General features: G+C 73.4%; 24 protein-coding genes and 1 pseudogene. 11 read left to right on the top strand and 14 right to left on the bottom strand.

The genetic code is table 11. From position 1 onward, the window contains the following. Window positions 1–74 precede the first annotated feature (74 nt). The gene (gene pruA, locus ABD143_RS21520) at window positions 75–1700 is read right to left on the bottom strand and encodes an L-glutamate gamma-semialdehyde dehydrogenase (protein WP_343981242.1); all 1626 of its coding nucleotides are present in this window, start codon (window positions 1698–1700) and stop codon (window positions 75–77) included. Window positions 1701–2055: 355 nt separating this feature from the next. Between pruA and ABD143_RS38285 the strand changes: the two genes are divergently transcribed. Both ABD143_RS38285 and ABD143_RS21510 read left to right on the top strand, forming a co-directional pair. Continuing rightward, window positions 2056–2304, top strand: a complete 249-nt coding sequence (locus ABD143_RS38285) for an SDR family oxidoreductase (RefSeq protein ID WP_379660057.1) — start codon at window positions 2056–2058, stop codon at window positions 2302–2304. 11 nt (window positions 2305–2315) lie between these two features. Continuing rightward, complete coding sequence (locus ABD143_RS21510; protein ID WP_343981236.1) at window positions 2316–2507, top strand: hypothetical protein; 192 nt, start codon at window positions 2316–2318, stop codon at window positions 2505–2507. 8 nt (window positions 2508–2515) lie between these two features. Here the strand turns inward: ABD143_RS21510 and ABD143_RS21505 are convergent, their stop codons facing one another. Continuing rightward, the gene (locus ABD143_RS21505) at window positions 2516–3100 is read right to left on the bottom strand and encodes a TetR/AcrR family transcriptional regulator (protein ID WP_379660060.1); all 585 of its coding nucleotides are present in this window, start codon (window positions 3098–3100) and stop codon (window positions 2516–2518) included. Window positions 3101–3123: 23 nt separating this feature from the next. On the opposite strand from ABD143_RS21505, the pseudogene ABD143_RS21495 reads away from it, so the two are divergent. Continuing rightward, window positions 3124–3381: pseudogene (locus ABD143_RS21495) on the top strand (pyridine nucleotide-disulfide oxidoreductase); the annotation flags it as partial. 40 nt (window positions 3382–3421) lie between these two features. Here ABD143_RS21495 and ABD143_RS21490 read toward each other — a convergent pair. Next, window positions 3422–5041 (bottom strand): PucR family transcriptional regulator, encoded by a 1620-nt coding sequence (locus ABD143_RS21490; RefSeq protein WP_343981230.1) that lies wholly within the window; start codon window positions 5039–5041, stop codon window positions 3422–3424. 97 nt (window positions 5042–5138) lie between these two features. On the opposite strand from ABD143_RS21490, the gene ABD143_RS21485 reads away from it, so the two are divergent. After that, a complete protein-coding gene (locus tag ABD143_RS21485) occupies window positions 5139–6062 on the top strand; it encodes a proline dehydrogenase family protein (protein ID WP_343981227.1) in 924 nt (307 codons plus the stop codon). A gap of 256 nt (window positions 6063–6318) precedes the next feature. On the opposite strand, the gene ABD143_RS21480 is transcribed toward ABD143_RS21485, so the two are convergent. Next, on the bottom strand, window positions 6319–6768 hold the full coding sequence (locus ABD143_RS21480) for a nitroreductase/quinone reductase family protein (protein WP_343981224.1): 450 nt from the start codon (window positions 6766–6768) through the stop codon (window positions 6319–6321). Between the two features lie 49 nt (window positions 6769–6817). Here ABD143_RS21480 and ABD143_RS21475 point away from each other — a divergent pair, with 49 nt between their 5' ends. Next, window positions 6818–7288 (top strand): MarR family winged helix-turn-helix transcriptional regulator, encoded by a 471-nt coding sequence (locus tag ABD143_RS21475; RefSeq protein ID WP_343981221.1) that lies wholly within the window; start codon window positions 6818–6820, stop codon window positions 7286–7288. 9 nt (window positions 7289–7297) lie between these two features. Here the strand turns inward: ABD143_RS21475 and ABD143_RS21470 are convergent, their stop codons facing one another. Further along, complete coding sequence (locus ABD143_RS21470) at window positions 7298–7744, bottom strand: pyridoxamine 5'-phosphate oxidase family protein (RefSeq protein WP_343981219.1); 447 nt, start codon at window positions 7742–7744, stop codon at window positions 7298–7300. A 103-nt stretch (window positions 7745–7847) separates the two neighbouring features. Between ABD143_RS21470 and ABD143_RS21465 the strand changes: the two genes are divergently transcribed. Genes ABD143_RS21465 through ABD143_RS21455 form a run of 3 tightly spaced genes read left to right on the top strand, consistent with a single transcriptional unit; the run spans window position 7848 to window position 10236 of the window. Further along, entirely contained in the window at window positions 7848–8816 is a 969-nt protein-coding gene (locus ABD143_RS21465) for an NAD(P)H-dependent flavin oxidoreductase (protein WP_343981217.1), read from the top strand. 59 nt (window positions 8817–8875) lie between these two features. Continuing rightward, window positions 8876–9115, top strand: a complete 240-nt coding sequence (locus tag ABD143_RS21460) for a hypothetical protein (protein ID WP_343981214.1) — start codon at window positions 8876–8878, stop codon at window positions 9113–9115. Beyond that, complete coding sequence (locus tag ABD143_RS21455) at window positions 9112–10236, top strand: D-alanine--D-alanine ligase family protein (RefSeq protein ID WP_343981211.1); 1125 nt, start codon at window positions 9112–9114, stop codon at window positions 10234–10236. The genes ABD143_RS21460 and ABD143_RS21455 overlap by 4 nt, the downstream gene beginning before the upstream one ends. Before the next feature lie 9 nt (window positions 10237–10245). Here the strand turns inward: ABD143_RS21455 and ABD143_RS21450 are convergent, their stop codons facing one another. Genes ABD143_RS21450 through ABD143_RS21440 form a run of 3 tightly spaced genes read right to left on the bottom strand, consistent with a single transcriptional unit; the run spans window position 10246 to window position 11809 of the window. Continuing rightward, window positions 10246–10911: a metal-dependent transcriptional regulator gene (locus tag ABD143_RS21450; protein WP_343981209.1), complete on the bottom strand. Its 666-nt coding sequence runs from the start codon at window positions 10909–10911 to the stop codon at window positions 10246–10248. Between the two features lie 37 nt (window positions 10912–10948). Then, window positions 10949–11518, bottom strand: coding sequence for a DUF3515 domain-containing protein (locus ABD143_RS21445; RefSeq protein ID WP_343981206.1), 570 nt, complete (start codon window positions 11516–11518; stop codon window positions 10949–10951). A 51-nt stretch (window positions 11519–11569) separates the two neighbouring features. Next, window positions 11570–11809: an Lrp/AsnC ligand binding domain-containing protein gene (locus ABD143_RS21440; protein WP_343981203.1), complete on the bottom strand. Its 240-nt coding sequence runs from the start codon at window positions 11807–11809 to the stop codon at window positions 11570–11572. 76 nt (window positions 11810–11885) lie between these two features. Between ABD143_RS21440 and ABD143_RS21435 the strand changes: the two genes are divergently transcribed. Together ABD143_RS21435 and ABD143_RS21430 are read left to right on the top strand one after the other, a co-directional pair. Beyond that, window positions 11886–12872, top strand: coding sequence for a thiamine-phosphate kinase (locus tag ABD143_RS21435; RefSeq protein WP_343981201.1), 987 nt, complete (start codon window positions 11886–11888; stop codon window positions 12870–12872). Window positions 12873–12912: 40 nt separating this feature from the next. Next, the gene (locus ABD143_RS21430; protein WP_343981198.1) at window positions 12913–13734 is read left to right on the top strand and encodes a DUF427 domain-containing protein; all 822 of its coding nucleotides are present in this window, start codon (window positions 12913–12915) and stop codon (window positions 13732–13734) included. Window positions 13735–13751: 17 nt separating this feature from the next. On the opposite strand, the gene ABD143_RS21425 is transcribed toward ABD143_RS21430, so the two are convergent. The 4 genes from ABD143_RS21425 to ABD143_RS21410 form a co-directional block, all read right to left on the bottom strand. Continuing rightward, window positions 13752–13907 (bottom strand): TipAS antibiotic-recognition domain-containing protein, encoded by a 156-nt coding sequence (locus ABD143_RS21425; protein ID WP_343981195.1) that lies wholly within the window; start codon window positions 13905–13907, stop codon window positions 13752–13754. A 30-nt stretch (window positions 13908–13937) separates the two neighbouring features. Then, a complete protein-coding gene (locus ABD143_RS21420) occupies window positions 13938–15617 on the bottom strand; it encodes an acyclic terpene utilization AtuA family protein (RefSeq protein ID WP_379660059.1) in 1680 nt (559 codons plus the stop codon). 68 nt (window positions 15618–15685) lie between these two features. Further along, a complete protein-coding gene (locus ABD143_RS21415) occupies window positions 15686–17680 on the bottom strand; it encodes an ATP-binding protein (protein WP_343981189.1) in 1995 nt (664 codons plus the stop codon). Between the two features lie 5 nt (window positions 17681–17685). Beyond that, entirely contained in the window at window positions 17686–19287 is a 1602-nt protein-coding gene (locus ABD143_RS21410; RefSeq protein WP_343981187.1) for an acyl-CoA carboxylase subunit beta, read from the bottom strand. A gap of 339 nt (window positions 19288–19626) precedes the next feature. On the opposite strand from ABD143_RS21410, the gene ABD143_RS21405 reads away from it, so the two are divergent. Beyond that, window positions 19627–21279 carry an HNH endonuclease signature motif containing protein gene (locus ABD143_RS21405; protein ID WP_343981184.1) on the top strand — a complete coding sequence of 551 codons (1653 nt, stop codon included), beginning with the start codon at window positions 19627–19629 and terminating at the stop codon, window positions 21277–21279. 289 nt (window positions 21280–21568) lie between these two features. Here the strand turns inward: ABD143_RS21405 and ABD143_RS21400 are convergent, their stop codons facing one another. Both ABD143_RS21400 and ABD143_RS21395 read right to left on the bottom strand, forming a co-directional pair. After that, a complete protein-coding gene (locus ABD143_RS21400) occupies window positions 21569–22129 on the bottom strand; it encodes a class I SAM-dependent methyltransferase (RefSeq protein ID WP_343981181.1) in 561 nt (186 codons plus the stop codon). Next, the gene (locus tag ABD143_RS21395) at window positions 22110–22307 is read right to left on the bottom strand and encodes a hypothetical protein (protein WP_343981178.1); all 198 of its coding nucleotides are present in this window, start codon (window positions 22305–22307) and stop codon (window positions 22110–22112) included. Before ABD143_RS21395 ends, ABD143_RS21400 begins: the two co-directional genes overlap by 20 nt. Window positions 22308–22540: the final 233 nt, after the last annotated feature.

The raw sequence follows: 22540 nt of genomic DNA, 5'->3' as shown, positions 1-22540 counted from the left end.
CCGAGCCAGTGTTGGTATTTCGTTGCCCATGCTAACCAACTGGCGCGGTGGCGGATTCCCGAGCTGAGCTAGAGCTATCCCTGGTGCGGGTAGCGCGACACCGTCGGGGGCACGAACGTCTCCTTGATCGTGCGCGGGCTCACCCAGCGCAGGAGGTTGTAGACCGAGCCTGCCTTGTCGTTCGTGCCCGACGCGCGGCCACCGCCGAAGGGTTGCTGGCCGACGACGGCGCCGGTCGGCTTGTCGTTGACGTAGAAGTTGCCGGCGGCGAACCGCAGCGTCTCCGACGCACGGGCGACGGCTGCGCGGTCACGCGCGACCACCGAGCCGGTCAGCCCATAGGGCGCGCCGCGGTCGACGTGGCCGAGGATCTCGTCGAAGTCGCCGTCGGCGTAGACGTGCACGGCGAGCAGCGGCCCGAAGTACTCGGTGCGGAACACCTCGTGGTTGTGGTCGGACCCGACGACAACCGTGGGTCGCACGAAGTAGCCGGTCGAGTCGTCGGCGGTGCCTCCGGCGATCACGTCGAGCGTCGGGTCGGCGTGCGCCGCGTCCAGCGCGGCCCGGACCTTGTCGAACGCCCGCCGGTCGATCACGGCTCCCAGGAAGTTGCCGAAGTCCTCGACGTCGCCCATCCGCAGCGCCTCCACCTCCGCCACGAGGTCGTCGCGCATCCGGTCCCACACCGTGCGCGGCACGAACGCGCGTGAGGCCGCCGAGCACTTCTGGCCCTGGTACTCGAACGCGCCGCGGACGAGCGCGGTGCGCAGGACGTCGACGTCGGCCGACGGGTGCGCGACCACGAAGTCCTTGCCGCCGGTCTCGCCGATGAGTCGCGGGTAGGTGGCGTATCCGCCGATGTTCGCGCCGACCTGCTGCCAAAGATATTGAAAGGTCGCCGATGAACCGGTGAAGTGGATCCCGGCGAGCGCCCGGTCGGCGAGCAGCACCTCGGAGATCTCGCGGCCGTCGCCTGTGAGCATGTTGATCACTCCAGGTGGTAGCCCGGCCTCCTCCAGCAGTCGCATCGTGTACTGCGCAGCGAGCGTCTGCGTCGGCGACGGCTTCCAGATCACCGTGTTGCCCATCAGGGCCGGAGCCGTCGGCAGGTTGCCCGCGATGGCGGTGAAGTTGAAGGGGGTGATCGCGTAGACGAAGCCCTCCAGTGGGCGGTAGTCCATGCGGTTCCACACGCCCGTGGTGCTGTTCGGCTGGTTCTCGTGGAGCTGCCGGGCGAAGGCAACGTTGAAGCGCCAGAAGTCGGCCAGTTCGCAGGCGGCGTCGATCTCGGCCTGGTAGCAGGTCTTCGACTGGCCGAGCATGGTGGCGGCGTTCATCCGGTCACGCCACGGGCCCGAGAGCAGGTCGGCGGCGCGCAGCAGTACCGATGCGCGTTCTTCGAACGGGAGGTCCCGCCACGCGGGCGCGGCCCGGAGCGCGGCCTCCACGGCGGCCTTCGCGTCCTCGTGGCCGGCGTTGGCGCCGGTGCCGAGCACGTGGGCGTGGTCGTGCGGGGCGACCACGTCGAAGCGGGGCCCGTTGGCCATGTGCGTGCGGCCGTCGATCGTGACAGTCAGCTCGTGGTGCAGCCCGCCTACCTCCTCGAGCGCGGCCTGCAGGCTCACGCGCTCCGGTGTGCCGGGGGCGTAGTCCCGCGCCGGCTCGTTCCGCGGTGTCGGCGTGGTGGTGATCGCGTCCATGGCGGCTCTCTCCAGACTTCGGCGGTGCCCAGAACCCTAGGAACGGGGGAGGCGGGACAGGTCGTCCGGGAGCACGACGATTCGGCACCAGGCTTGGCCGATAGGACAACCCTGGCCGTCGGGCAGCATGCTCAGCGTGGAGTCATCGTCGAGCACCTCGCGTGACTGCTCAGGCCGAGCAGGCCGCAGGCATCGACACCGGCTTGCAGGTCGGGCCGGCATCTCACGACCCGTCGACCGTCCCAACCGGACGGGCTACTCGCCCGTCCTCGCCTGCGCAGGTGGCGAGCCGTCGAGGACGAGGGCGACAGCATCGCGCGGGCGTTCCGCAGAGCCTGTGGCGGGGGTGCGGGTGGTGTGCGTCCTGCCGGGCTTCGTGGTCACCGAGGGCGCGCCGGCGCACCTGCAGGGGATGGCCGAGCAGCAGGGCATCGGCGTCGAGTCCGTGCAGCAGCAGATCGTGGACCACCTCGGCGTGCCGATGGGGCGCCCCGGCAGCCCCCAAGACGTCGCGGAGACGATCGCGTTCCTGGCCTCCGACCGGGCGAGGTGGCTCACCGGGGCCGAGTTCCGGGTCGACGGCGGAATCCTCCCGACGGTGTGAGCCTGGTGACGATGCAGCTCATCTCAGTGATCATCGACGCGGCCGAGCTGGAACCGGAGAGCGAGTTCTGGCATCGACTGCTGGGCGGCTCCCGCATGCAGACTCCGACCCACCACTTCATCCAGGCCGACGGGCTCCCGATGTTCGTCGTCCAGCTGGACGCCAGCCCGGCCGGGCACCCGTTCTGCCTGCGGACGAGCTGAGCCGCGGCTCAGCTCCGCGACGCGCCGACCACGGTGCGCGACCACAGCAGACCTTCGACGCCGTCGAGGAACGTCCGGCACACCGCGTCCGGATCCGACAGGCAGCCGGCCACCATTGCCCCGTCGCGCAGCATGACGAAGTGCCGCCCCGCCGGCCCGCCCGGGCCCTTTCCGTCCTGCTCGAACAGCTCGGTCACAACCCCGAGGAACCACTCGCGGTGCTGCATGACCATGCGATGCACCGGGTTCTCCGGCTCTGGGTACTCCGCTGCGGCGTTGAGGAAGGCACAACCGCGGAAGCCCCCTCGGCGGATGTCCGCGGCGATGTCCGCCGCGACCGCGCGAAGGGCTTCCGCAGCCGACGCGCTGCCCTCCCGCGTACCCGCGAAGCGCTCGCGCAGCCCCCGGTCGGCTTCGGCGAGGTAGGCCACGACGAGGTCTTCCTTGCTGGGGAAGTGGCGGTAGAACGTAGCCCGGGTGGTGTTCGCCTCCGTGAGGATCCGGTCGACCCCGACCGAGTGCAGACCCTCGGCGTAGAAGATCCGGCTCGCCGTACCCAGAAGCCGCGATCGAGCCTCCGACGGCCGCCGCAGCTGCCGCCGCGGGCCTGCGCGTCCGCGTCGTCGACCATGATCTCGGCGCCGTCGCCGGGTCAGTCCTGCACGCCGAGGGCTACCAGGGACAGGCGCGCATGGTGGTCGACGAGGACCGCGGCGTACTCGTCGGGGTCACCTTCGTCGGGCAGGACGTCGCCGAACTGCTGCACGCCGCGACGATCGCGGTCGTCGCCGAGGTCCCCCTGGCCCGCCTGCGGCACGCCGTGCCTGCATTCCCGACAATCAGCGAGGTCTGGCTGCGACTTCTCGAGGCGTACGAGAAGGCGGGAGCAGGAGAGCAGGTCGCCGCCGCGGCGCTCAGGGAGCCCGCCGATCGCCCATCTCCCGCTCCGCCGTGAGCAACTGCAGGTGGAGCACCAGTCGGGTCCGGGGATCGCCCAGCCGCAGCCCTCCGACCGCGACGGCCCTGCGCACCCGGTAGCGCAGGGTGTTGGGGTGCACGGTGAGTCGCTTCGCGGCCGCGCGGACGTCGCCCATCGCGTCCAGCCATGCGACCACCGACCCGACGAGGTCGGTGCGGTGCTCCTTGTCGTACTCCACGAGCCGCGCCACCCCCGGATCGCGCAGATCCGGGCTCGCCGCCAGCAGGCCGAGGGTCTGGGTGAGCAGCACCTCCGCCCGGATGTCGGCGAACACCGCCACGTCGCCGCCCACGTCGCCGCCCATGACGTCGCCGATGACGTCGAGCACCCGGTCGGCCTCACCGCGGGAGCCGGGCACACCGGCGAGCCCGGCCGCCGCTGACCCGATCCCGGCCTGCACCCGCACCCCGGTGCGGCGCCGCGCGATCGTCACCACCTCGGTGCACATGGCCGTCAGCGCCCCCTCGGCCTGGTCCCGCGGCACGTCCGGCAGCACGGCGTAGACGCGCGCGCCCACCGCCGCCGTGAGCGCGGCCCTCCGGTAGGTGGCCGCGTGCACCGAGACGACGTCGCTCAGCTCGGCGACGCTCAGCTCATGGACCGCCGAGTCATCCGCGCGCACCGCGAACGCTACGACCAGCGCGGTGGTGTGCTCGTCGAGGCCGAACGTGCCGGCCACCAGCCCGGGACTCGCCCGCCCGTCCAGCAGCCCGGCCACGAGGTCGTGGCGGAAGCGTGCGCCCGGTGCCCGGCTGCGCCGCCGGACGATGTGGCCCGCGGCCACCCGGGCCGCGCCGAGCATCACCTCGGCCGCCCGCTCCGCGAACGGCGAGGCGCCCTCCTGCACCCAGATCGTGCCGAGCTGCCGCTGCCCGGCGTGGATGCCCACCGCGAGCCTGCGCCGGATGCCCAGCTCGGCGTGCTCGTCGATCTCGACGACGTCCTCACCTGCGCGCAACCGGTCGAACACACCCCACTCACGCAGCATCCGCAGGTAGACCTCCGGGCCCTGGCGGCCGAGGATCGAGCGCCGCCGCAGCTCGTCGACCTGCGCGGTGTCGCTGTCGGAGCGGGAGTAGGCGAGCACCCGGCTCGCGGTGTCCTCGATGCTGACGATGCCGCCGGTGAGCAGCGCGACCGTCTGCGCGAGCGAGAACAGGTCACCTTCACGGTCGGCGACGTCCTCGCCCGAGCCGCCGTCGTCGAGTACGTCGCGGGCCAGCGACTCCAGCCGCTCCCATCGCACGTCCGGCCGCACGAGCAGCAGTGCCAGCCCCGCGTCCGCGGCCGCGGACCGCAGCGGGTCCACGGCCCCGCCCGCCTTCACCGCGACGGCTGCCGCGCCGCTGCGGGCCTGCGCGTGCACGGCGGCGACCGCGTCCCGACCGCGAGCGCCGATCAAGAGGACCAGCTGACCGGGATGGCGATCGGGCTCGTCGTCGGGGTCGACGATGGATAGCCCCGCGAGGGGGACGTCGAGCCCGGCAGGGGCGACGGCCACCTCGACAAGCGGCTCGCCGAGCGCGCCCAGCAACCGGCGGAGTGTGGTGTCCACGGGGCGACTCTCTTCGTCGAACCAGACCAGCGCTCCCCTCGAACCTTATCCGCTCGGACAACTCCCCGGCCGTACTCGCCGATCTACGGTCCAGCGCATGCTGAGGAGCGCCCTGCTCGCGGCCGCCCGGTCGGGCGCCGTGCGCGCCGCTGTGGAGGCCGGGCCCATCGACCCGCTCGTCGCCCGGTTCGTCGCCGGCACCGGCGTGGACGACGCCGTGGCCACCGCTCGCAGGATCACCGCGGACCGCCTCGTCACCGTCGACCACCTCGGCGAGGACGTCACCGACCGCGAACAGGCCGACGCGGGTGTCGACGCCTACCGCACCCTCCTGCGCCGGCTCGGCGAGGAGGGACTCGCCGGGCGCGTCGAGGTGTCGGTGAAGCTCTCGGCGCTCGGCCAGCGCCTGCCCAAGGACGCCGTCAAGATCGCGCTCAACTCGGCCCGGCAGGTGTGCGAGGCCGCCGCAGCGGCCGGAACCACGGTCACCGTCGACATGGAGGACCACACCACCACCGACGCCACCCTCGAAACCGTGCGCGACCTGCGGGTGGACTTCCCGTGGGTCGGCGCGGTGCTGCAGGCGCACCTGCGCCGCACCGAGGGCGACTGCCGCGAGCTCGCCGGTCCGGGCTCGCGGGTGCGACTGTGCAAGGGCGCCTACGACGAGCCGGCGTCGGTGGCGTACCGGCGCACCAGCGAGGTCGACCGGTCGTTCGTCCGGTGCCTGCGCATCCTCATGGCGGGGGACGGGTTGCCGATGGTGGCGACGCACGACCCCCGGCTCGTGGAGATCGCGCGGTTCCTCGCCGAGGGCACCGGCCGCAGCCCTGACGACTACGAACTGCAGATGCTCCACGGTGTGCGCCCGCGCGCGCAGTCCGAGCTCGCCGCCGAGGGCCTGCGCGTGCGCGTGTACCTGCCCTACGGCACCGAGTGGTTCGGCTACTTCATGCGCAGGCTCGCCGAGCGCCCCGCCAACCTGACGTTCTTCGCTCGCTCGCTGATGACCCGAGGCTGAGGCCATGAACCGCGGAGCTGACGAGCTGGGAGGGTCCTGGACAACTCCGCCCGTAGCGAGCGGCGTCCAGGTGGGTGCATCGCAAGGCGGACGGTCGGGCCGATACCGCTGTTGTATCGGGCCGATCGTCCAACGCCGCGAGGTGCCTGCCTGGGCGTCGCGCAGTAGGGCCGAGTTGTTCAGGGCGCTCCTCTAGGGAACGCCGCCGGCGATGCAGACCCACAGCGACCGCGGCTGTCCCGACGCCGCGTCAGGGTCAAGCCGGAACGGGGCTCACCTCGAACACCGCCACCCGATCGGCTGCCGCGGCGAACTGCTCAGGGGCCGGCCCCTCGACGACCCCCGTGCGGACGAAGAAGTCCACGCCGTGCGGCACCTCAGTGGGGAAGGCCCGCACGATCGAGCGGCGCAGCGCTGGGTCGGTCACCTCGCGCAGAGCGACCGCTTGCCGGCGCCGGCCGCGGGCCAGCTCGCCGTGACCGGCGGCCCGTGCGTTGCGGGCCCAGTCCGACTGGGAGAGCCCGGCGACGACGTACCGGTGTCCGGCCACGACGAGCGGGGAGACGGGGGTGGCGCGGGGCCGGCCGGACACCCGGCCCGGCACGGTCAGGACGTGGATCGTGCCGAGCGGGAGCCCGATGCGCTGGAGGGCTTTCACGATCCGGTTGGCAACCGGGAGCCAGGACGGTAGCGGACGCGTCTCCATGAGATTCCTTCGATAGTCGAAACGATATGCCGAGCGTAAACTCCTTCGAGTGTCGAAGCAATCCGCCGTGGACCGGGCAGCTCGCGCGGCCGAACGGTTCGGCGCCGCCGCGGACGCCGTGGACGCGGCGGCGGCCGACGTGCTGGGGGTCAACCGCACCGACCTGCGCATCCTCGGCGCGGTCGTGGACGGGGCGCTGAGCGCGGGACGGGTGGCCGAGGCCGTGGGGCTCAGCCCGGCCGCCGCCACCACGGCGATCCAGCGGCTCGTCGCAAGCGGCTACCTCACCCGCGAGCCCGACCCGCAGGACCGCAGACGCGCCGTGGTCGAGCTGACGCCGGCGGCCCGGCGGCTGGCGGAGCGGATCTACGGGCCCGTGGGAGACGCAGGCGTGGCGGAGCTGCAGCGCTTCACCGCGGCCGAGCTGGAGGTGATCACCGAGTTCCTCGAGCGCGGCAACGCGCTGCAGCTCGCGCAGGCGGAAAGGATCCGCGGACTGGCGCGCGAGGAGGCGCGGTAGGGACCGGTGCTACGCGTTGCCGCGGACGCGTTCGGGTTCGACGAGGACGGCCACCCGGCGCTCCTCGCGCATCACGCGGTCGTAGGTGTCCCAGTCGTCGTGGGTGCCGCCCGCGCCGGTGAACACCGCGCGCAGGAGCAGCCGCAGGCCCTCGTCGTCGATCCCGTCGGCAGGGTCGTCCGGGCCGATCAGCTCGCTCCTGCCCTCAACGCCGACCCACTCCCACCCGGCCCGCCAGAGGATCGACGTGGCCGGCCGCTCCCGCAGGTTGCGCAGCTTCACCGGCCCGTAGGTGACGTATCCGACCACCGGCCGCCCCGTCAGCGGGTGCTCCAGCACCCCCGCGTTGACCAGCGAGGAGTGCGGGGTGCCGTCGCCGCGCACCACGCTGACGCTCGCGAGGCCGTTGTCGCGCGTAACGATGCGGCGGACCGGGTCGAGGTCGGGTGCGTCCACGGGTCGAGTGTGACAGGCGAGGGGCCTCCTGGGTCGCCCCATGTTCTCGCCTCCGCGGCGCCACGGGGCCACCATCGGAAGGGCACCGGTTCGAGGAGGCAGCATGCTCAGCACCGCGTTCACGAAGCTCGTCGGCTGCGAGGTCCCGATCCAGCAGGCCCCCATGGGTTTGATCTCCTCGCCGCGGCTCGCGCTCGCCGTGGCCCGCGCCGGTGGCGTGGGCACCGTCAGCGCGCCGCTCGGCGTCGACTCCCAGGACCTCACGGCCCAGCTGGACGCGCTTCTCGAGGCGGCCGAGGGCGTGCTCTCGGTCAACTTCGTCACCGCGGAGGTCAACCGGTCCGCCGTGGCGGTGGCGGCGCAGCGGATGCCGCTCGTGGAGTTCTTCTGGAGCGAGCCCGACCCTGCGCTGGTCGACCTCGCCCACGAGGGCGGCGCACTCGTCAACTGGCAGGTCGGCTCGCTGCCCGAGGCCGTGCAGGCTGTGGAGGCGGGCGCCGACGTCGTCACGGTGCAGGGCACGGAGGCGGGCGGGCACGTCCGCGGGCAGACGCCGCTGCTGCCGCTGCTGGCGTCGGTGCTGCGCGCGGTCGACGTGCCCGTGCTCGCGGCGGGCGGGATCGCCGAGCCGCGCGCGCTGGCGGCCGTGCTCGCCGCCGGGGCGGCCGGCGCCCGGATCGGCACCCGGTTCGTGGCCAGCGCGGAGTCGGGGGCACACCCGGAGTACGTGCTCGCGGTGCTCGGCGCCGGGCCGGACAGCACGGAGGTCACCGACCAGTTCGACGTCTGCCCGCTCTGCGCGACCCTGCCGCGGGCGCGCGTGCTGCGCTCCGCCCTCGACGCACTCGCCAAGCTGGACGGGGAGACCGTGGGCGCGGTGGTCGGCCAGGGCGGCGAAACCCCGCTCCCGGCGCGCTCCGGAATCCCGGCCCACGAGAACGTGCGCGGCGCCGTCCAAGCCATGGCGCTGTACGCCGGCGCGGGTGTGCACCTGGTCAACGAGGTGCAGCCGGCCGACCGGATCGTGCGGGAGCTGGCCGACGGGGCGGAGCAGCTGCTGCGGGCCTGGTAGGCACGCCCGCGCAATCACCGCAGGTTGACCAGAGCCTCCGGAAGGGTGACGTGGGGCAGATGCTGTCACGGCCGACCGCACCGCGGGCCCGGCTGCGCGAGCTGCTCGCGACCGGGACGGGGCCGCTGGTGGCGCCGGGGGCGTACGACGCGCTGACGGCGCGGCTGGTCGAGCAGGCGGGGTTCGACGCCGTGTACATGACCGGGTTCGGCACCATGGCATCACTCCGCCGATCGGGCTGGTCTGGTGAGGCCCGGTCCGCGACCTTGCGCCGGTCCGCCTACTCTCTGGCGCCATGACCCGGGACAAGGTGCGCGTGGCCGTGGTGTTCGGTGGGCGGAGCAGCGAGCACGCCATCTCGTGTGTCTCCGCGGGCGCGGTGATGGCTCATCTCGACCCGGAGCGCTTCGAGGTCGTGCCCGTCGGCATCACCCGCGACGGGGCGTGGGTGCTCGGCACCGACGATCCCCGCGAGCTGGTGATCTCCGGCCGCGAGCTGCCGTCGGTCGACGCGACGCGCACCGCGCTCGCGCTGCCCGGCGACCCGACGCGCGGTGGCCTGGTCGTCCTGGATCCGGACCGCGCCGGCGAAATCTTCTCCGGCGTCGACGTGGTGTTCCCGGTGCTGCACGGCGCGTTCGGGGAGGACGGCACCGTCCAGGGCCTGCTGGAGATGGCCGGCATCCCCTACGTCGGGGCCGGCGTCCTTGCGAGCGCCGTGGGCATGGACAAGGAGTTCGCGAAGAAGCTCCTGGCTGCCGAGGGGCTGCCGGTGGGCGATCTCGTTGTGCTGCGGCCAGGCCCTGGGAAGACTGCCGGCACCCTGACGCCCGAGCAGCGCGACCGGCTCGGCCTCCCGGTGTTCGTCAAGCCGGCTCGGGCGGGGTCGTCGATGGGGATCACCCGGGTGACCGACTGGGCCGCCCTCGACGACGCGATCGCCACGGCCCGCGAGCACGACCCGAAGGTGCTGGTGGAGGCCGCGGTCGTCGGGCGTGAGGTGGAGTGCGCGGTGCTGGAGCTTCCGGACGGGACGGTGCGCGCGAGCGTGCCTGCCGAGATCCGGATCGTCGGCACCGGCACGGGCGGCGCCACGCCCGAGTTCTACGACTTCGAGGCCAAGTACCTCGACGACGTCTGCGAGTTCGACATCCCCGCCAAGCTCGACGACGCGGAGTCCGAGCGGCTGCGGGACATGGCCGTGGCCGCCTTCCGCGCCCTCGACGGCCAGGGCCTCGCGCGGGTCGACTTCTTCGTCGGCCCGGACGGGGCGGTCACCGTCAACGAGGTCAACACGATGCCCGGGTTCACCCCGATCTCGATGTACGCGCGGGCGTGGGCGGTGACCGGGGTGGACTTCCGGACGCTGCTCACGACCCTCGTCGAGACGGCGCTGGCCCGCGGCACCGGCCTGCGCTGAGTGGGCGCGCTACCCGTGCTCGACGTGCCCGTGCACGAGGCGCGTGAGCGCTGGCCCGAGGGGCTGGCGTTCGCCGCTGATCCGCACCCACCGCGGCCCGCCGAACGGGGCCTGCTCCTCCACGGTCAGGACGACTCCGGGGAACACACCGAGGTCGCCGAGGTAGCGCAGGGCCGCGCTGTCGCGGTCGGACACCCGCTCCACCCGGAACCGGCATCCCGGGGGAGCGGAGTCCAGGACCTCACCCCAGCCCTCCTCGTGCGGCCCGTGGCGCGGGGGGATCGGGTCGCCGTGCGGGTCGTGTGTGGGGTGGCCGAGCTTGGCGTCGATCCGTTCCTCGAGCCGGTCGGAGAGAGCGTGCTCCAGCATTTCCGCCTCGGCGTGCACCTCGTCCCACGGCACGTCGAGCACGCGGGCGAGGAACGTCTCCAGCAGCCGGTGCCTGCGCACCACCCGGAGCGCGGCGCGCTCGCCGGAGTCGGTGAGCTGCAGGGCCCGGCTGTCGGGGCGGATGAGCAGGCTCCCGTCCTCCAGCCTCTTCACCATCGCCGAGACCGACGGCGCGGACACCCCCAACTCCTGGGCCAGCAGGCCAGTGGTGACCGGCGCGCCGCGGTGGGCGAGGTTGTAGATCGCCTTGAGGTAGTCCTCGGTCGCCCGGGACATCGTCACCATGACCGAGAACTCTAGGCCCGTCCGGTGGGCGTCGCCGTCAGCCTGTCCGTACCGGGGTGACGGGGAGCGTGGTGCGCACCACGTCGGACACGGCCTGCACCGGGCCGCTCCCGGCGTCGACGGGTGTGGTGACGGCGACGTACACGGGGCGGTCCACCGCGATGTAGCTGACCTGCACCGGCGCGGGCAGCCCGTCGTCGATCTGCAGCCACCGCACGCCGTTGATCTCCAGCAACGCCGAGGTGGGCGTCAGCTCGGTCGGCCGCGGGAGACCGCAGCGAAGCACGACCGGCCGCGGCGCGGCGGCCCACGCTCGCACGCCGGGGAGCTGGTCGGACTGCGCCACCGGGCGCGGAGCGAGCAGCGCGCCCGACCCGGGCAGCTCGGCGGGGAGCGCGGCCAGCAGGGTGGTGCAGTCGGGTCCGGTGGCGTCGGGGGAGTCGACGGGCGCGACCGCGAGCGGCCCGGTGTCAGGGGGAGCGGGCTCGCCCACCCCTCGGACGCGTGCCGTGATCGCGATCGCCGCCACGGCGACGGCGAGCAGCAGCGGCAGTGCGATCGCGATCAGCACCGGCGTCGAGAGGCGGGAGCGGACGGGGGAACTCACGGGTCCAGTATTCGGAACGGCTGCAACGGCCGCAGGACGGGCCCAGGTCGGTCAGCCGGCGAGGTGCACCACCGGGCAGGTCAGCGTGCGGGTGATGCCGTTGACCCCTTGGACCTGCGCCACCACGAGCTGGCCGAGCAGGTCGACATCGTCGGCCTGAGCGCGGACGATCACGTCGTACGGCCCGGTCACGTCCTCGGCGGAGACCACCCCGGGGATCACGGAGATCGCGGCGGCCACCGCGGCGGCCTTGCCGACCTCGGTCTGGACCAGGATGTAGGCCTGCACCACGGCGTGCCCCTTTCCACTTCGGTGAACTCTCCGGGGTAGGAAAGTCGGAGGCCCGAACGTACCGGAGGTGGCCCTCGTGCCCATATCGCTCCCGCCCCCGAGCGAGGAAGCAGAGGCGGAGAACACACTCGCCGCCATCGGTGAGTTCGGTCTGATCGACCGGGTCACCGCGGGCCGCGTCCAGCCCGCGACGACCCTGCTCGGGCCCGGTGACGACGCCGCGGTCGTCGCCGCCTCCGATGGCCGGGTGGTGGCGTGCACGGACGTGCTGGTGGCCGGTGTGCACTTCCGGCTGGACTGGTCCGCGCCCGACCAGATCGGGCGGAAGGCGGCCGCGGCCAACCTCGCCGACATCGCGGCGATGGGGGCGGTGCCCACCGCGCTGCTCGTCGGGCTCGCGTGCCCGGCCGACACGCCCGTGGAGACGCTCGCCGGGCTCGCCGACGGGCTGTGGGCCGAGGCCGGCTCCGTCGGGGCGGGTGTGGTGGGCGGGGACGTGGCCTCGTCGCCGACGCTCGTGCTCTCGGTGACGGCGCTCGGGTCACTGGATGGCCGGGAGGCGGTCACGCGGGCCGGCGCGCGCCCGGGTGACGTGGTGGCGCTGGCCGGTCGCGTCGGCTGGGCGGCGGCGGGCTGGGCGGTGCTGGCTCGCGGGTTCCGGTCGCCGGTGGCGGTGGTCGCGGCGCACCGGGTGCCGGAGCCCCCGTACGCGGCCGGGCCGCAGGCGGCGAAGGCCGGGGCCACGGCCATGATCGACGTCTCCGACGGGCTGCTTGCCGACCTCGGCCACGTCTCCCGCGCGTCCGGCGCGCGGATCGACGTCCGCAGCGGTGCGCTGGAGATCCCGGCCCGGCTGCGTGACATCGGCCGGGCGCTGGGCGTCGACCCGCTGCACTGGCTGCTCACCGGCGGCGAGGACCACGCGCTTGCCGCGACCTTCCCCGGCTCGCCGCCGGAGGGATGGACCGAGATCGGTGTGGTGACCGACGGCGAGCCGGCCGTGCTGGTGGACGGCAGGCCCTACGCGGGCGGCCCGGCGGGATGGGACCACTTCGTTCGCTGAGCGGGTTGACCGGTCCGTCCCATAGGTTCACCGTGGCGCCATGGCCGTGCAGATGTCGACGCAGCTCATGAAGGTCGTCGGCGTGCTCCGGTACGAGCCGATCGCCAAGCGGATCCGTGGCCTGGTCGGTGGGGAGGTGGTGGTCGACTCGACCGGCGCGCTGCTCGTGTGGGAGCCGCGACGGGTCGTCCCCAGCTACGCGGTCCCGGGCGGGGACGTGCTCGGCGAGCTCGTGCCCGCGCACACCACGGAGGTGAGCGGCAGGCCGGTCCGCCTCGCGCCCGGGTGGCCGTCGGTGTACGACCCGAGCACGGCGTTCGCGCTTCATACCGCCGAGGGCGAGGCGCTGACGCTCCGCTCCGGCGACGGCGAGCTGGAGGGCGCCGCGTTCCGGCCCGCCGACCCCGACCTCTCCCAGTATGTCGTGCTCGACTTCGATGCGATCGACACCTGGCTGGAGGAGGACGAGGAGGTCGTGGCGCACCCGCGCGACCCATTCCACCGGGTGGACGTCCGGCGCAGCTCCCGATACGTGCGCATCCAACGGGACGGGCAGCTGCTCGCGGAGTCGAAGCGGCCGAACCTGGTGTTCGAGACCGCCCTGCCGGTGCGCTCCTACCTGCCCCCGGAGGACGTCCGGCTCGATCTCCTGGAACCGAGCCCCACCCGCACCGCGTGCCCGTACAAGGGCCAAGCGAGCTACCTGTCGTTCCCACCGGAGGCGCCCGACATCGCGTGGATGTACGAGCGCCCGCTCCCGGACGCCGTGCAGCTCACCGGGCTCGTGGCGTTCTTCGACGAGCACGTGGACGTGACCGTGGACGGCGAGGCGCGCGTCCGTCCCGTCTCTCTGTGGTCCTAAACTGATGTCGTTACGAATTACTGCCAGGTGGCCGTGTCGGGGTCGATCCCGTGGGCGCGAGCGGACTCGTCGATGATCTGCCGGAACCAGGAGGCCAGCCCGGCCCGGATGCCGTCGTAATGGGCGGAGAAGCCTGGGTCGGACTCGAACATCCGTCCCAGGCACACCTGCATCTGTCGCGTGAGCGGGATAGTCGTGGTGGGTCAGCGCGGCAGGAGCTCCTCGGGCACGTCCGCGTAGCGGGCGCGGACGAACTCCCCGAGGCCCTTCGCCTGCGCGTCGAGGCCGAGGTTGGCGGCGACCCCGAGGCCGAGGAACCCCACCACCGTCACGCCGACGGCTCGCAGGTTCGGCAGCCACCAGCGCCGCAGCTCGACCGCATCGGGCGGCAGCAGCCCCCGCAGCCGCTCCTCGGTGAGCCAGCCGCGCAGCCAGGCGTAGCTCGCGTCGTCGCGGGTCCAGATCCCGAGGGTGGCGTTGCCCGCCTTGTCGCCCGAGCGGGCACCGACCACCTCGCCGAGCGGGACGCGCCGCGTCGGGCGCGTCTCCGTCATGGCCGGTGGCGGGTCGGCCGGTTCGGGGCAGGGCGTCGGGCCCACGGGGTCGGCAGGGACGACGCTCCACGTGCGCTCGCCCAGCCGCACCTGCTGCGGGAACTGGGCCGCCGGCATGAGGGTCGGCCAGAACGTCGCGAACTCCGAACCGGCGCCGGGCGGCTCGGTGAGAAAGAAGCCGGGGTAGCCCGCCAGCGCCATCTCGACGGCCGCGCGGGACAGCCCGGCCACGGCTTTGCGGTCGTGGCCAGACACGACCACGGTGAGGAAGGCGGCCGCCTCCAGCATCGTGGCGGGATCGGGCCGGTCGGCCCGCAACAGCCGCACCTCGACGTCGTCGAACGCCTCGCGGCCGCCAGGGACGGCCGCCCACAGCTGCCGCTCCGCCATCTTCGCCTTGGCCTCGATGTCGAGCCCCGTGAGCACGAACGTGGTCCTGTTGCGCCAGCCGGCCGACGCGAGCGCCCCGACCTTCACCGTGCCCGGTGCCGGCTCGCCGTGGACGCCCGACACCCGCACCCGGTCGTGGCCCTCCTGCGCCAGCTCGATCGAGTCGAACCGCGCCACGACGTCCGGGTTGGCGTAGCGCGGTCCGTCGATCTCGTAGAGGAGCTGCGCGGTGACCGTGCCGACCGTGACCGCGCCGCCAGTGCCGGGGTGCTTGGTGATCACGGCCGAGCCGTCGGCGGCGATCTCCGCGATCGGAAAGCCGGGCCGGGTCATGTCGGGGATCTCGTCGATGAACGAGTAGTTGCCGCCCGTGGCTTGCGCGCCGCACTCGATGACGTGCCCGGCCACCACGGCGCCCGCGAGGGCGTCCCAGTCGTCGCGCCGCCAGCCGAAGTGCCACGCCGCGGGCCCCGCCACCACGGACGCGTCGCTGACCCGTCCCGCGACGACGACGTCGGCGCCCTGGGTGAGCGCGTCCGCGATGCCCCAGCAGCCGAGGTAGGCGTTCGCGACGTCCGGCTCGCCCTTCATCGGTGCGCCCGTGTCGAGGTGCGGCGCCTCCCACCCGGCGGCGCGGGCGGCGGCGAACGCCTCGGTGACGTCGTCGCCGGTGACCACCGCGACCCGCACCGGTCGGCCGAGGTCGGCCGCGATGGCCTCGACCTCCGCGGCGCAGGCCTCCGGGTTGAGCCCTCCGGCGTTGGAGACGATCTTGATGCCGCGGTCGAGGCACTCGCCGAGCACCTCACGAAGCTGGGTGACGAAGGTGCCCGCGAACCCGGCGCCCGGGTCGCGGCTGCGCTGCTTGAGCAGCACGCCCATGGTCAGCTCGGCGAGCCAGTCGCCGGTGAGCACGTCGATCGGGCCGCCCTCGACCATCTCGCGGGCGGCCGAGAGCCGGTCGCCGAAGAATCCGGAGCAGTTCGCGACCCGCAGCACCCCAGGGTTCACGCGGTCGGCCCGGTGGTGAGCGTGACCAGCACCGTGTGCGCCTCGACGTACTGGCCCGGCTCGACGTGCACCGCGGCCACCACCCCGTCGGCGGCCGCAGTGGCGGGATGCTCCATCTTCATCGCCTCCAGGACCACGAGCTTCTGACCGGCGGTGACCTGGTCACCGGCGGCGACGAGCACCGCGGCGACCGTGCCCGGCACCTCCGCGACGGGGCCGGCCGCCGCGGCGGACAGCTCCGGGTCGGGCAGCCGCGGCTCGGGCCGCCACCCGCTCTGCGCGGCCGGGTCGTTCACCCACACCGAGCCGTCGGGGTGGACGCGCACGATGCACGGCACCGCGACCCCATCGTGCACCACCCGCACGCCGTCCGGGCCGAGGTCGCGCAGGCCCAGCTCCGTGGTGGTGCCCCCGACCGTGACCGTGAGCGCCGTGTCCCCGAACGCGGCGCCCAGCCGGTACCCGACGTCCGCCGGTTCCCCGCCGATCGGTGTCCAGCGGGCGGTGGCCGGTGCGCTGCCCGGCAGCAGCCGGAACCCCGGCGGAGCGAGCGACGTGACGGGGTCGGCGGCGCGGCGGCGGGCCGCGGTGACGGCCACTGCGGCGCCCAGGTGGACGACCTCGGGCGTCGGCGGCGGTGGCGCGAGCAGGACCGGGTGGCGGTCCAGGAAGTCCGTGCGGGTCTCGCCGGCGAGGAAATCGGGGTCGCGCAGCAGCGCGGCAAGCATCGCGCGGTTGGTGACCGGGCCGTGCACCTCGGTGGCGTCGAGCGCGCCGGCCAGCATTGCGGCGGCCTCGGCCCGGGTGGGGGCGTGCGCCACGACCTTCGCGAGCATCGGGTCGTAGAACGGGCTGACCTCGCCGGGGGCCGCCACGCCGTCCTCGAACCGCACCCCGGGATGCGTGGGATGGGCGTAGTGGTGCAGCGGGCCGGGGGCGGGGAGGTACCCGTTCGCCGGGTCCTCGGCGTAGAGCCGCACCTCGATGGCGTGCCCGCGCGGCTCCGGGGCGCGGTCGAGGCCGAGCGGCTCCCCGGCGGCCACCCGCAGCTGCATCCGCACCAGGTCGAGGCCGTACACCTCCTCGGTGACGGGGTGCTCGACCTGCAGCCGGGTGTTCATCTCCAGGAAGAAGAAGTCGCCGTCCTCGTCGAGCAGGAACTCGACCGTTCCAGCCCCGACGTATCCCAGCTCCCGCACGAGCGCCACGGCCGTGGCGCCCATCCGCTCGCGCAGCTCCGGTGTGACGGCGGGGGACGGTGACTCCTCCAGCACCTTCTGGTGGCGCCGCTGCACGGAGCACTCGCGCTCGCCGAGGTGGACGGCCCCGCCGTGGACGTCACCGAAGACCTGCACCTCGACGTGCCGCGCGAAGCCGAGGTGGCGCTCCAGGAACACCGCGGCGTCGCCGAACGCGCCCGCGGCCTCACGCCGCGCGCCGGTGATCGCCTCGGCCAGCCCGTCCGGGCCGGTGACCAGCCGCATCCCCTTGCCGCCGCCGCCCGCGGTGGCCTTCACCAGCAGCGGGAAACCGACGTCCGCGCCCGCGACGGCCCAACCGTCCGGGTCGTCGCCGGTGACGGGCGCGTCGGGCAGCACGGGAACGCCCGCCTTGCGCGCGATCTCCTTGGCGCGGTCCTTGCGGCCCATCGCCGCGATCGACTCCGGCGACGGCCCGACGAACACGAGCCCGGCGGCGGCGCACGCCGCGGCGAAGCCGGCGTTCTCGGCGAGGAAGCCGTAGCCCGGGTGCACGGCGTCGGCTCCCGCGCGGCGGGCGGCGTCGAGGATCTTCGCGGCGTCCAGGTACGACTCGGCCGGGGTGGACCCGCCCAGCGAGACGGCCCGGTCGGCGTCGAGGACGTGCGGCGCGTGCGCGTCGGGGTCGGAGTGCACGGCCACCGTGCGGATGCCCATCGCCGACGCCGTGCGGAACACGCGGCGGGCGATCTCGCCGCGGTTGGCGACGAGCAGGGTGCGTATCGCGGTCACCGGGCTCACATCCGGAAGGGGGCGTAGGAGGTGGTGCCGCGCACCGGGGCCGAGTGCACCGCCGACAGCGCGAGTGCCAGCACGGTGCGGGTGTGGCGGGGGTCGATCACGCCGTCGTCCCAGCCGCGGCCGGTGGCGTAGAGCGCGCCCGACTGTGCGTCGATCATCGCCTCGGTCATGGCTCTGACCTGCGCGTCCGTGGCGTCGTCGTAGGGGCGGCCGGCCCGCTGCGCTGCGCCGCGCTGCACGATCGACATCACGCCCGCCAGCTGCGGGCCGCCCATCACCGCGATCCGGTGGCTGGGCCACGTGAACACGAACCGAGGGTCGTACGCGCGGCCGGACATCCCGTAGTTCCCGGCCCCGTAGGAGGCCCCGACCATCAGCGTCAGGTGCGGCACGGAGGAGTTCGACACGGCGTTGATGAGCTTCGCGCCGTCCTTGATGATCCCGCCGCGCTCGGCGGCCGTGCCGACCATGAACCCGGTGATGTTCTGGACGAACAGCAGGGGCGTGTCGCGGGCGTTGGCGAGCTGGATGAAATGCGCGCCCTTGTTCGACTCTTCGGAGAACAGGATGCCGTTGTTCGCGAGGACGCCCACCGGGCGGCCGCCGATCGAACCCCACCCCGTGACGAGCGTGGTGCCGTAAAGGGGTTTGAACTCGTCGAACCGGGAGCCGTCGAGGACGCGGGCGAGCACCTCGCGCACCTCCACGGCGCGTTTCGGATCGGCGGCGGCGCAGCCCAGCAGCTCCTCGGCGGGATAGCGGGGCTCGTCCGCCGGGAGCGCGGGCGGCGGCCCGGCCTTGCGCCAGCCGAGGTCGGCGACGATCTGGCGGCCGATCCGGATCGCGTCGCGCTCGTCGACGGCGAGGTGGTCGGCGAGGCCAGAGACGCGGGCGTGCATGTCGGCGCCGCCGAGCGTCTCGTCGTCGGTGTCCTCGCCGGTGGCCATCTTCACCAGCGGCGGCCCGCCCAGGTACACCGACGCCGCACCGGCGACGAACACCGTGTGCTCGCTCATCCCCGGCACGTACGCACCGCCCGCCGTGGAGCTGCCGAACACCAGCGCAATAGTCGGGATGCCCTGCGCCGAGAGCCGGGAGAGATCGCGGAACGTGCGGCCGCCGGGCACGAAGATGTCGGCCTGGCGGGGGAGGTCCGCGCCGCCGGACTCCACGAGCGAGACCACCGGCAGCCGGTTGCGCTCGGCGATCTCCAGCGCCCGCAGCTGCTTCGCGACCCCGGCGGGGGAGACCGACCCGCCCTTCACCGTGGCCTCGTTTGCCACGACCATGCACTCGACGCCCGACACGGGCCCGATTCCGGTGATCACCCGGGCGCCGGGCTGCTCGGTCTCAGGGTCGTGGGCCCCGGCAAAGGCCGAGAGCTCGAGGAACGGGGCGTCCTCGTCGAGCAGCAGGTCGACGCGCTCGCGGGCGAGCAGCTTGCCGCGCTGCCGATGCCGCGCGACCGGCCGCTCACCGCCCGCGGCATGGACGGTGGCCGCGAGCGCGGCGAGGGGCTCGAGCGCGCCGAGCATCGCCTCGCGGTCGGCCGCGTACTCCGCGGAAGCGGTGTCCAACCTGGAGCGCAGCACCGCCATCGGTCCTCCTCGTCGGGCGCCGGGACCAGACCCTACTGTGCGGTAGCGATCACATGCCCAGCGTGTCGCCGCCGCTACCCTCCCCGGCCCTGGCCGCTCTCAAGCAAGACCCCGAGTGCCGCAAGGGCATCCCTCGGCGGCGTAAACCCGGCCATCCACTTCCCAATAGGCTGCGTTCTGCGGAACGCGTTCAGGTCGGCAGGGTCGGCCGGGTCGGCCGGGGCTGGTCAGCAGGGAAATGTCGGTGCGTCATGACATCGTCAGAGTCGAACATGCGCTCGGCTTTGGGGGTGTCTAGTGCGTCAGACGATGGTTCCGTCGCGGCTGAGCCTCGGGGAATTGGAGTCCGAGTTGTTGGGCCTGGCCGGGCACATCGCCGCGGCGCAGTGCCGGTTCCTGCAGTTGTTGGCCGAGTTCGACCGCCGCGACGGGTGGGCCGGCCCGGGCTTGCGGTCGTGCGCGCACTGGCTGTCCTGGAAGGCCGGGATGAGCCTGCGCACCGCCATCGAACAGGTCCGGGTCGCGCACGCCCTGGCGAAGCTGCCGCGGGTCACCGAGGCCTTCGCTGCCGGACGGATCTCCTACTCCAAGGTCCGCGCGATCACCCGGGTCACCGCCGACCTCCCCGTCGACCAGCCACAACCCGAGCAGTTCGACGACGATCCGAAGGTGCCCGATCAGCCGGGTCCGCGGTGGGCGCCAGCGCAGGAGGTGGAGCAGACGCTGCTGCAGGTGGCGTTGGGCGGCACCGCCAGCCACCTGGAGACGGTGGTGCGTGCGGTGCGGCGCCGCACCGCCGACCCGGCGAAGGCCCAGGCCGCCCGGTCGCTGTCCTGGGCCTGGGCCGACGACGGCTCGCTGGTGCTGCGCGGCCGGCTCGCACCGGCCGAGGGCGCCACCTTGGTCGCCGCCATCGAAACGCTCGTCCCCGCCACCGCCACCGCCACCGCCACCGCCACCGCCACCGCCACCGCGACCCGACCCGAGCCGCGCGAACGCCCCCCGGACTGGCAGCACCGGGCGGTCGAACACGCACCCGGCGCCGCCGCCGACCGGGTGGCCGCCCGCCGCGCCGACGCCCTGCTCACCTTGATCAACACCGCCACCGACCTCGATAGCGACGCCGACCTCGATAGCGACGCCGATCTTGACGACCTGCACCCGGACCACCCCGACCACGGCGACGGCAGAGATATCGGCAGCGAGGCCGACGCAGCCGCCGGGGTGATCGACAGCGACACCGGTGCGTCCGTCGACGACGAGGCCAGCGCCGGCAAGGCCGGCGGGTGCGGCCAGCGTGCCCGGCCCGGCCGGGGCCGCCGCGGCGCCCAGCCCACAACCCGCCGTAACCGACGCCGGCGCCACACCCCGCGGCGTCCGGTCGTCCGCCGCGGCCACGCCAAGGTCATCGTGCACATCGACGCCGCGACCGGCACCGCTCGCATCCCCGGTGGCCCCGAACTACCTCCCGCCGCCGCCGAGCGGCTCGGCTGCGACGCCCAGGTCCAGCTGCTGCTGCCAGAGCCCCGATCCAACCGGCTCTACCTCGGCCGCACCCGCCGCCTCGCCTCCCCCGCCCAGATCGCCGCACTCACCATCCGCGACCACGGCCGCTGCCGATTCCCCGGCTGCACCCACACCCGCCACCTCCACGCCCACCACGCCCGCCCCTGGTGGGCCGGCGGCCCCACCGACCTCGACAACCTCGTTCTCGTGTGTTCGTTCCACCACCAGCTCATCCACGACCGCGGCTATCAGATCCGCTGGACCGGCCACCGCTGGCAAGCGCTGCGCCCCGACGGCACCGAAGTCCCCGAGGCCGGCCGCCCGCTCGCCGGCAACCTCGACGGCCTCGTCGAGCACGCCACCCGCAGCGGCCAACTCATCACCGACCGCTCGCTCACCCCCACCTGGTACGGCGAAACCCTCGACCCCGCACCCATCCTCGACACCCTCCTCCCCCGCCACGTCCCCGCCGCCACAGCAGCCTGAACCAGCACGTTCCGCGGAACGCGTGATGCCCGCACCAGCGGACGGGTTGATAGCAGCCGGTTGTCCGCGACGCTGGTTCGAACCGGTCGACCGGCCCTCAGCCCGGACCTCCCCGCTACCCGCGGCCCATCAGTAATTGTCTCCAGAACGCTGCTGCCAGGCGATCCGGGCAAGCGCCGGTAGATTCTTCGGCGATCACGGGGCGAATCAGCAAGCGCGGGCCTATGCGTGTGACTGTGCGGCGTCGCCCTTCGGCGTTGGTGTCGAGAAACGAGTGGAAGCGCCTCGCTCAGCCGCTCACGATCAACCGGTAGCCCGCATCGAGCCGGTCAAGGGTTGATAGCTCGTTGTGACGCTCATGCCAGGCACCGGAGTTCAGGTCCTTGTCGAGCATCGACAGGCCGTCGACGAGCTCGCGCGGGTCGGCCTGGGCCAGCATCGAGATGCCGGCGCGCACCCCGGGATCGAGGTACGCATCGGGGCGGCGCCAGAAGGCGGCCCCGAAGCCGTCAGTGCAGTCGTGCGGACTCAGCACCGGCTCGACCCGCGCCCCGCACAGCAGCTCGACAAGGCGGGCGACGGGCACCGCGTGGCCCGCACTGACCGCGGCGGCGGCCGGGAGGTACTCGCGAACCAGCCAGAACTCGCGGAACACCGACTGGTCCCAGGTGAGGATCACGATCCGCTTCCGGGCGACCCGGCGGAGCTCGGCGATGCCGGCCTCGACATCGGTCCAGTGGTGGACGGTCAGCACCGCGAGCGCAGCGTCGACACTGCCGTCGCGCAGGGGCAGCGCCTCAGCTGTACCCCGCACACAGGCAGCGGCCCTGTCAGGGCGTTGCGCGATCATGGTCGAACTGGGCTCGACCGCCACGACCGTCTCGGCGGGTTCGTAGGAAACCCGTGCCGGCGCCGACGTTCACGACGCTCGTCATGCCGGCAAGCACGGCGGCCACCTGCGTGGCGATCCTCGGGTCCGGCCTGCGGGTCGTCCGGTAGCTGCGGCCGATCCGGACGTAGACGGTCATCGTCGGATCGTGGCAGCGAAGGTTCAGCGGGTGAAGGTCGCGTCGGCTCGACCATCCGGGGCCCTTACTGCGACCCTGGCCGGCACTTGGCGTGGCCGGGACGTCAAACCGGGCGCTCAGCGGGGTCGACGCCGTACGGGCACGCCAAGACGATCTGCGGCCAGCGGGGATGACCACTACTCGACGTCCGACCAGCTAACCTTTCCGGCGCATGGCCGGCGGCCCTGAGGCGC

The organism is Pseudonocardia aurantiaca (assembly GCF_039526725.1).
Classification (GTDB): domain Bacteria; phylum Actinomycetota; class Actinomycetes; order Mycobacteriales; family Pseudonocardiaceae; genus Pseudonocardia; species Pseudonocardia aurantiaca.
This window is presented reverse-complemented; position numbering and strand designations above follow the sequence as displayed.

Bases quoted from the DNA above. Each gene is read 5' to 3' on its own strand.
- pruA (WP_343981242.1), bottom strand. From the start codon at position 1,700: ATGGACGCGATCACCACCACGCCGACACCGCGGAACGAGCCGGCGCGG.
- ABD143_RS21510 (WP_343981236.1), top strand. From the start codon at position 2,316: ATGCAGCTCATCTCAGTGATCATCGACGCGGCCGAGCTGGAACCGGAG.
- ABD143_RS21485 (WP_343981227.1), top strand. From the start codon at position 5,139: ATGCTGAGGAGCGCCCTGCTCGCGGCCGCCCGGTCGGGCGCCGTGCGC.
- ABD143_RS21480 (WP_343981224.1), bottom strand. From the start codon at position 6,768: ATGGAGACGCGTCCGCTACCGTCCTGGCTCCCGGTTGCCAACCGGATC.
- ABD143_RS21465 (WP_343981217.1), top strand. From the start codon at position 7,848: ATGCTCAGCACCGCGTTCACGAAGCTCGTCGGCTGCGAGGTCCCGATC.
- ABD143_RS21460 (WP_343981214.1), top strand. From the start codon at position 8,876: ATGCTGTCACGGCCGACCGCACCGCGGGCCCGGCTGCGCGAGCTGCTC.
- ABD143_RS21455 (WP_343981211.1), top strand. From the start codon at position 9,112: ATGACCCGGGACAAGGTGCGCGTGGCCGTGGTGTTCGGTGGGCGGAGC.
- ABD143_RS21450 (WP_343981209.1), bottom strand. From the start codon at position 10,911: ATGGTGACGATGTCCCGGGCGACCGAGGACTACCTCAAGGCGATCTAC.
- ABD143_RS21430 (WP_343981198.1), top strand. From the start codon at position 12,913: ATGGCCGTGCAGATGTCGACGCAGCTCATGAAGGTCGTCGGCGTGCTC.
- ABD143_RS21425 (WP_343981195.1), bottom strand. From the start codon at position 13,907: ATGCAGGTGTGCCTGGGACGGATGTTCGAGTCCGACCCAGGCTTCTCC.
- ABD143_RS21420 (WP_379660059.1), bottom strand. From the start codon at position 15,617: ATGGTCGAGGGCGGCCCGATCGACGTGCTCACCGGCGACTGGCTCGCC.
- ABD143_RS21410 (WP_343981187.1), bottom strand. From the start codon at position 19,287: ATGGCGGTGCTGCGCTCCAGGTTGGACACCGCTTCCGCGGAGTACGCG.
- ABD143_RS21400 (WP_343981181.1), bottom strand. From the start codon at position 22,129: ATGATCGCGCAACGCCCTGACAGGGCCGCTGCCTGTGTGCGGGGTACA.
- ABD143_RS21395 (WP_343981178.1), bottom strand. From the start codon at position 22,307: ATGACCGTCTACGTCCGGATCGGCCGCAGCTACCGGACGACCCGCAGG.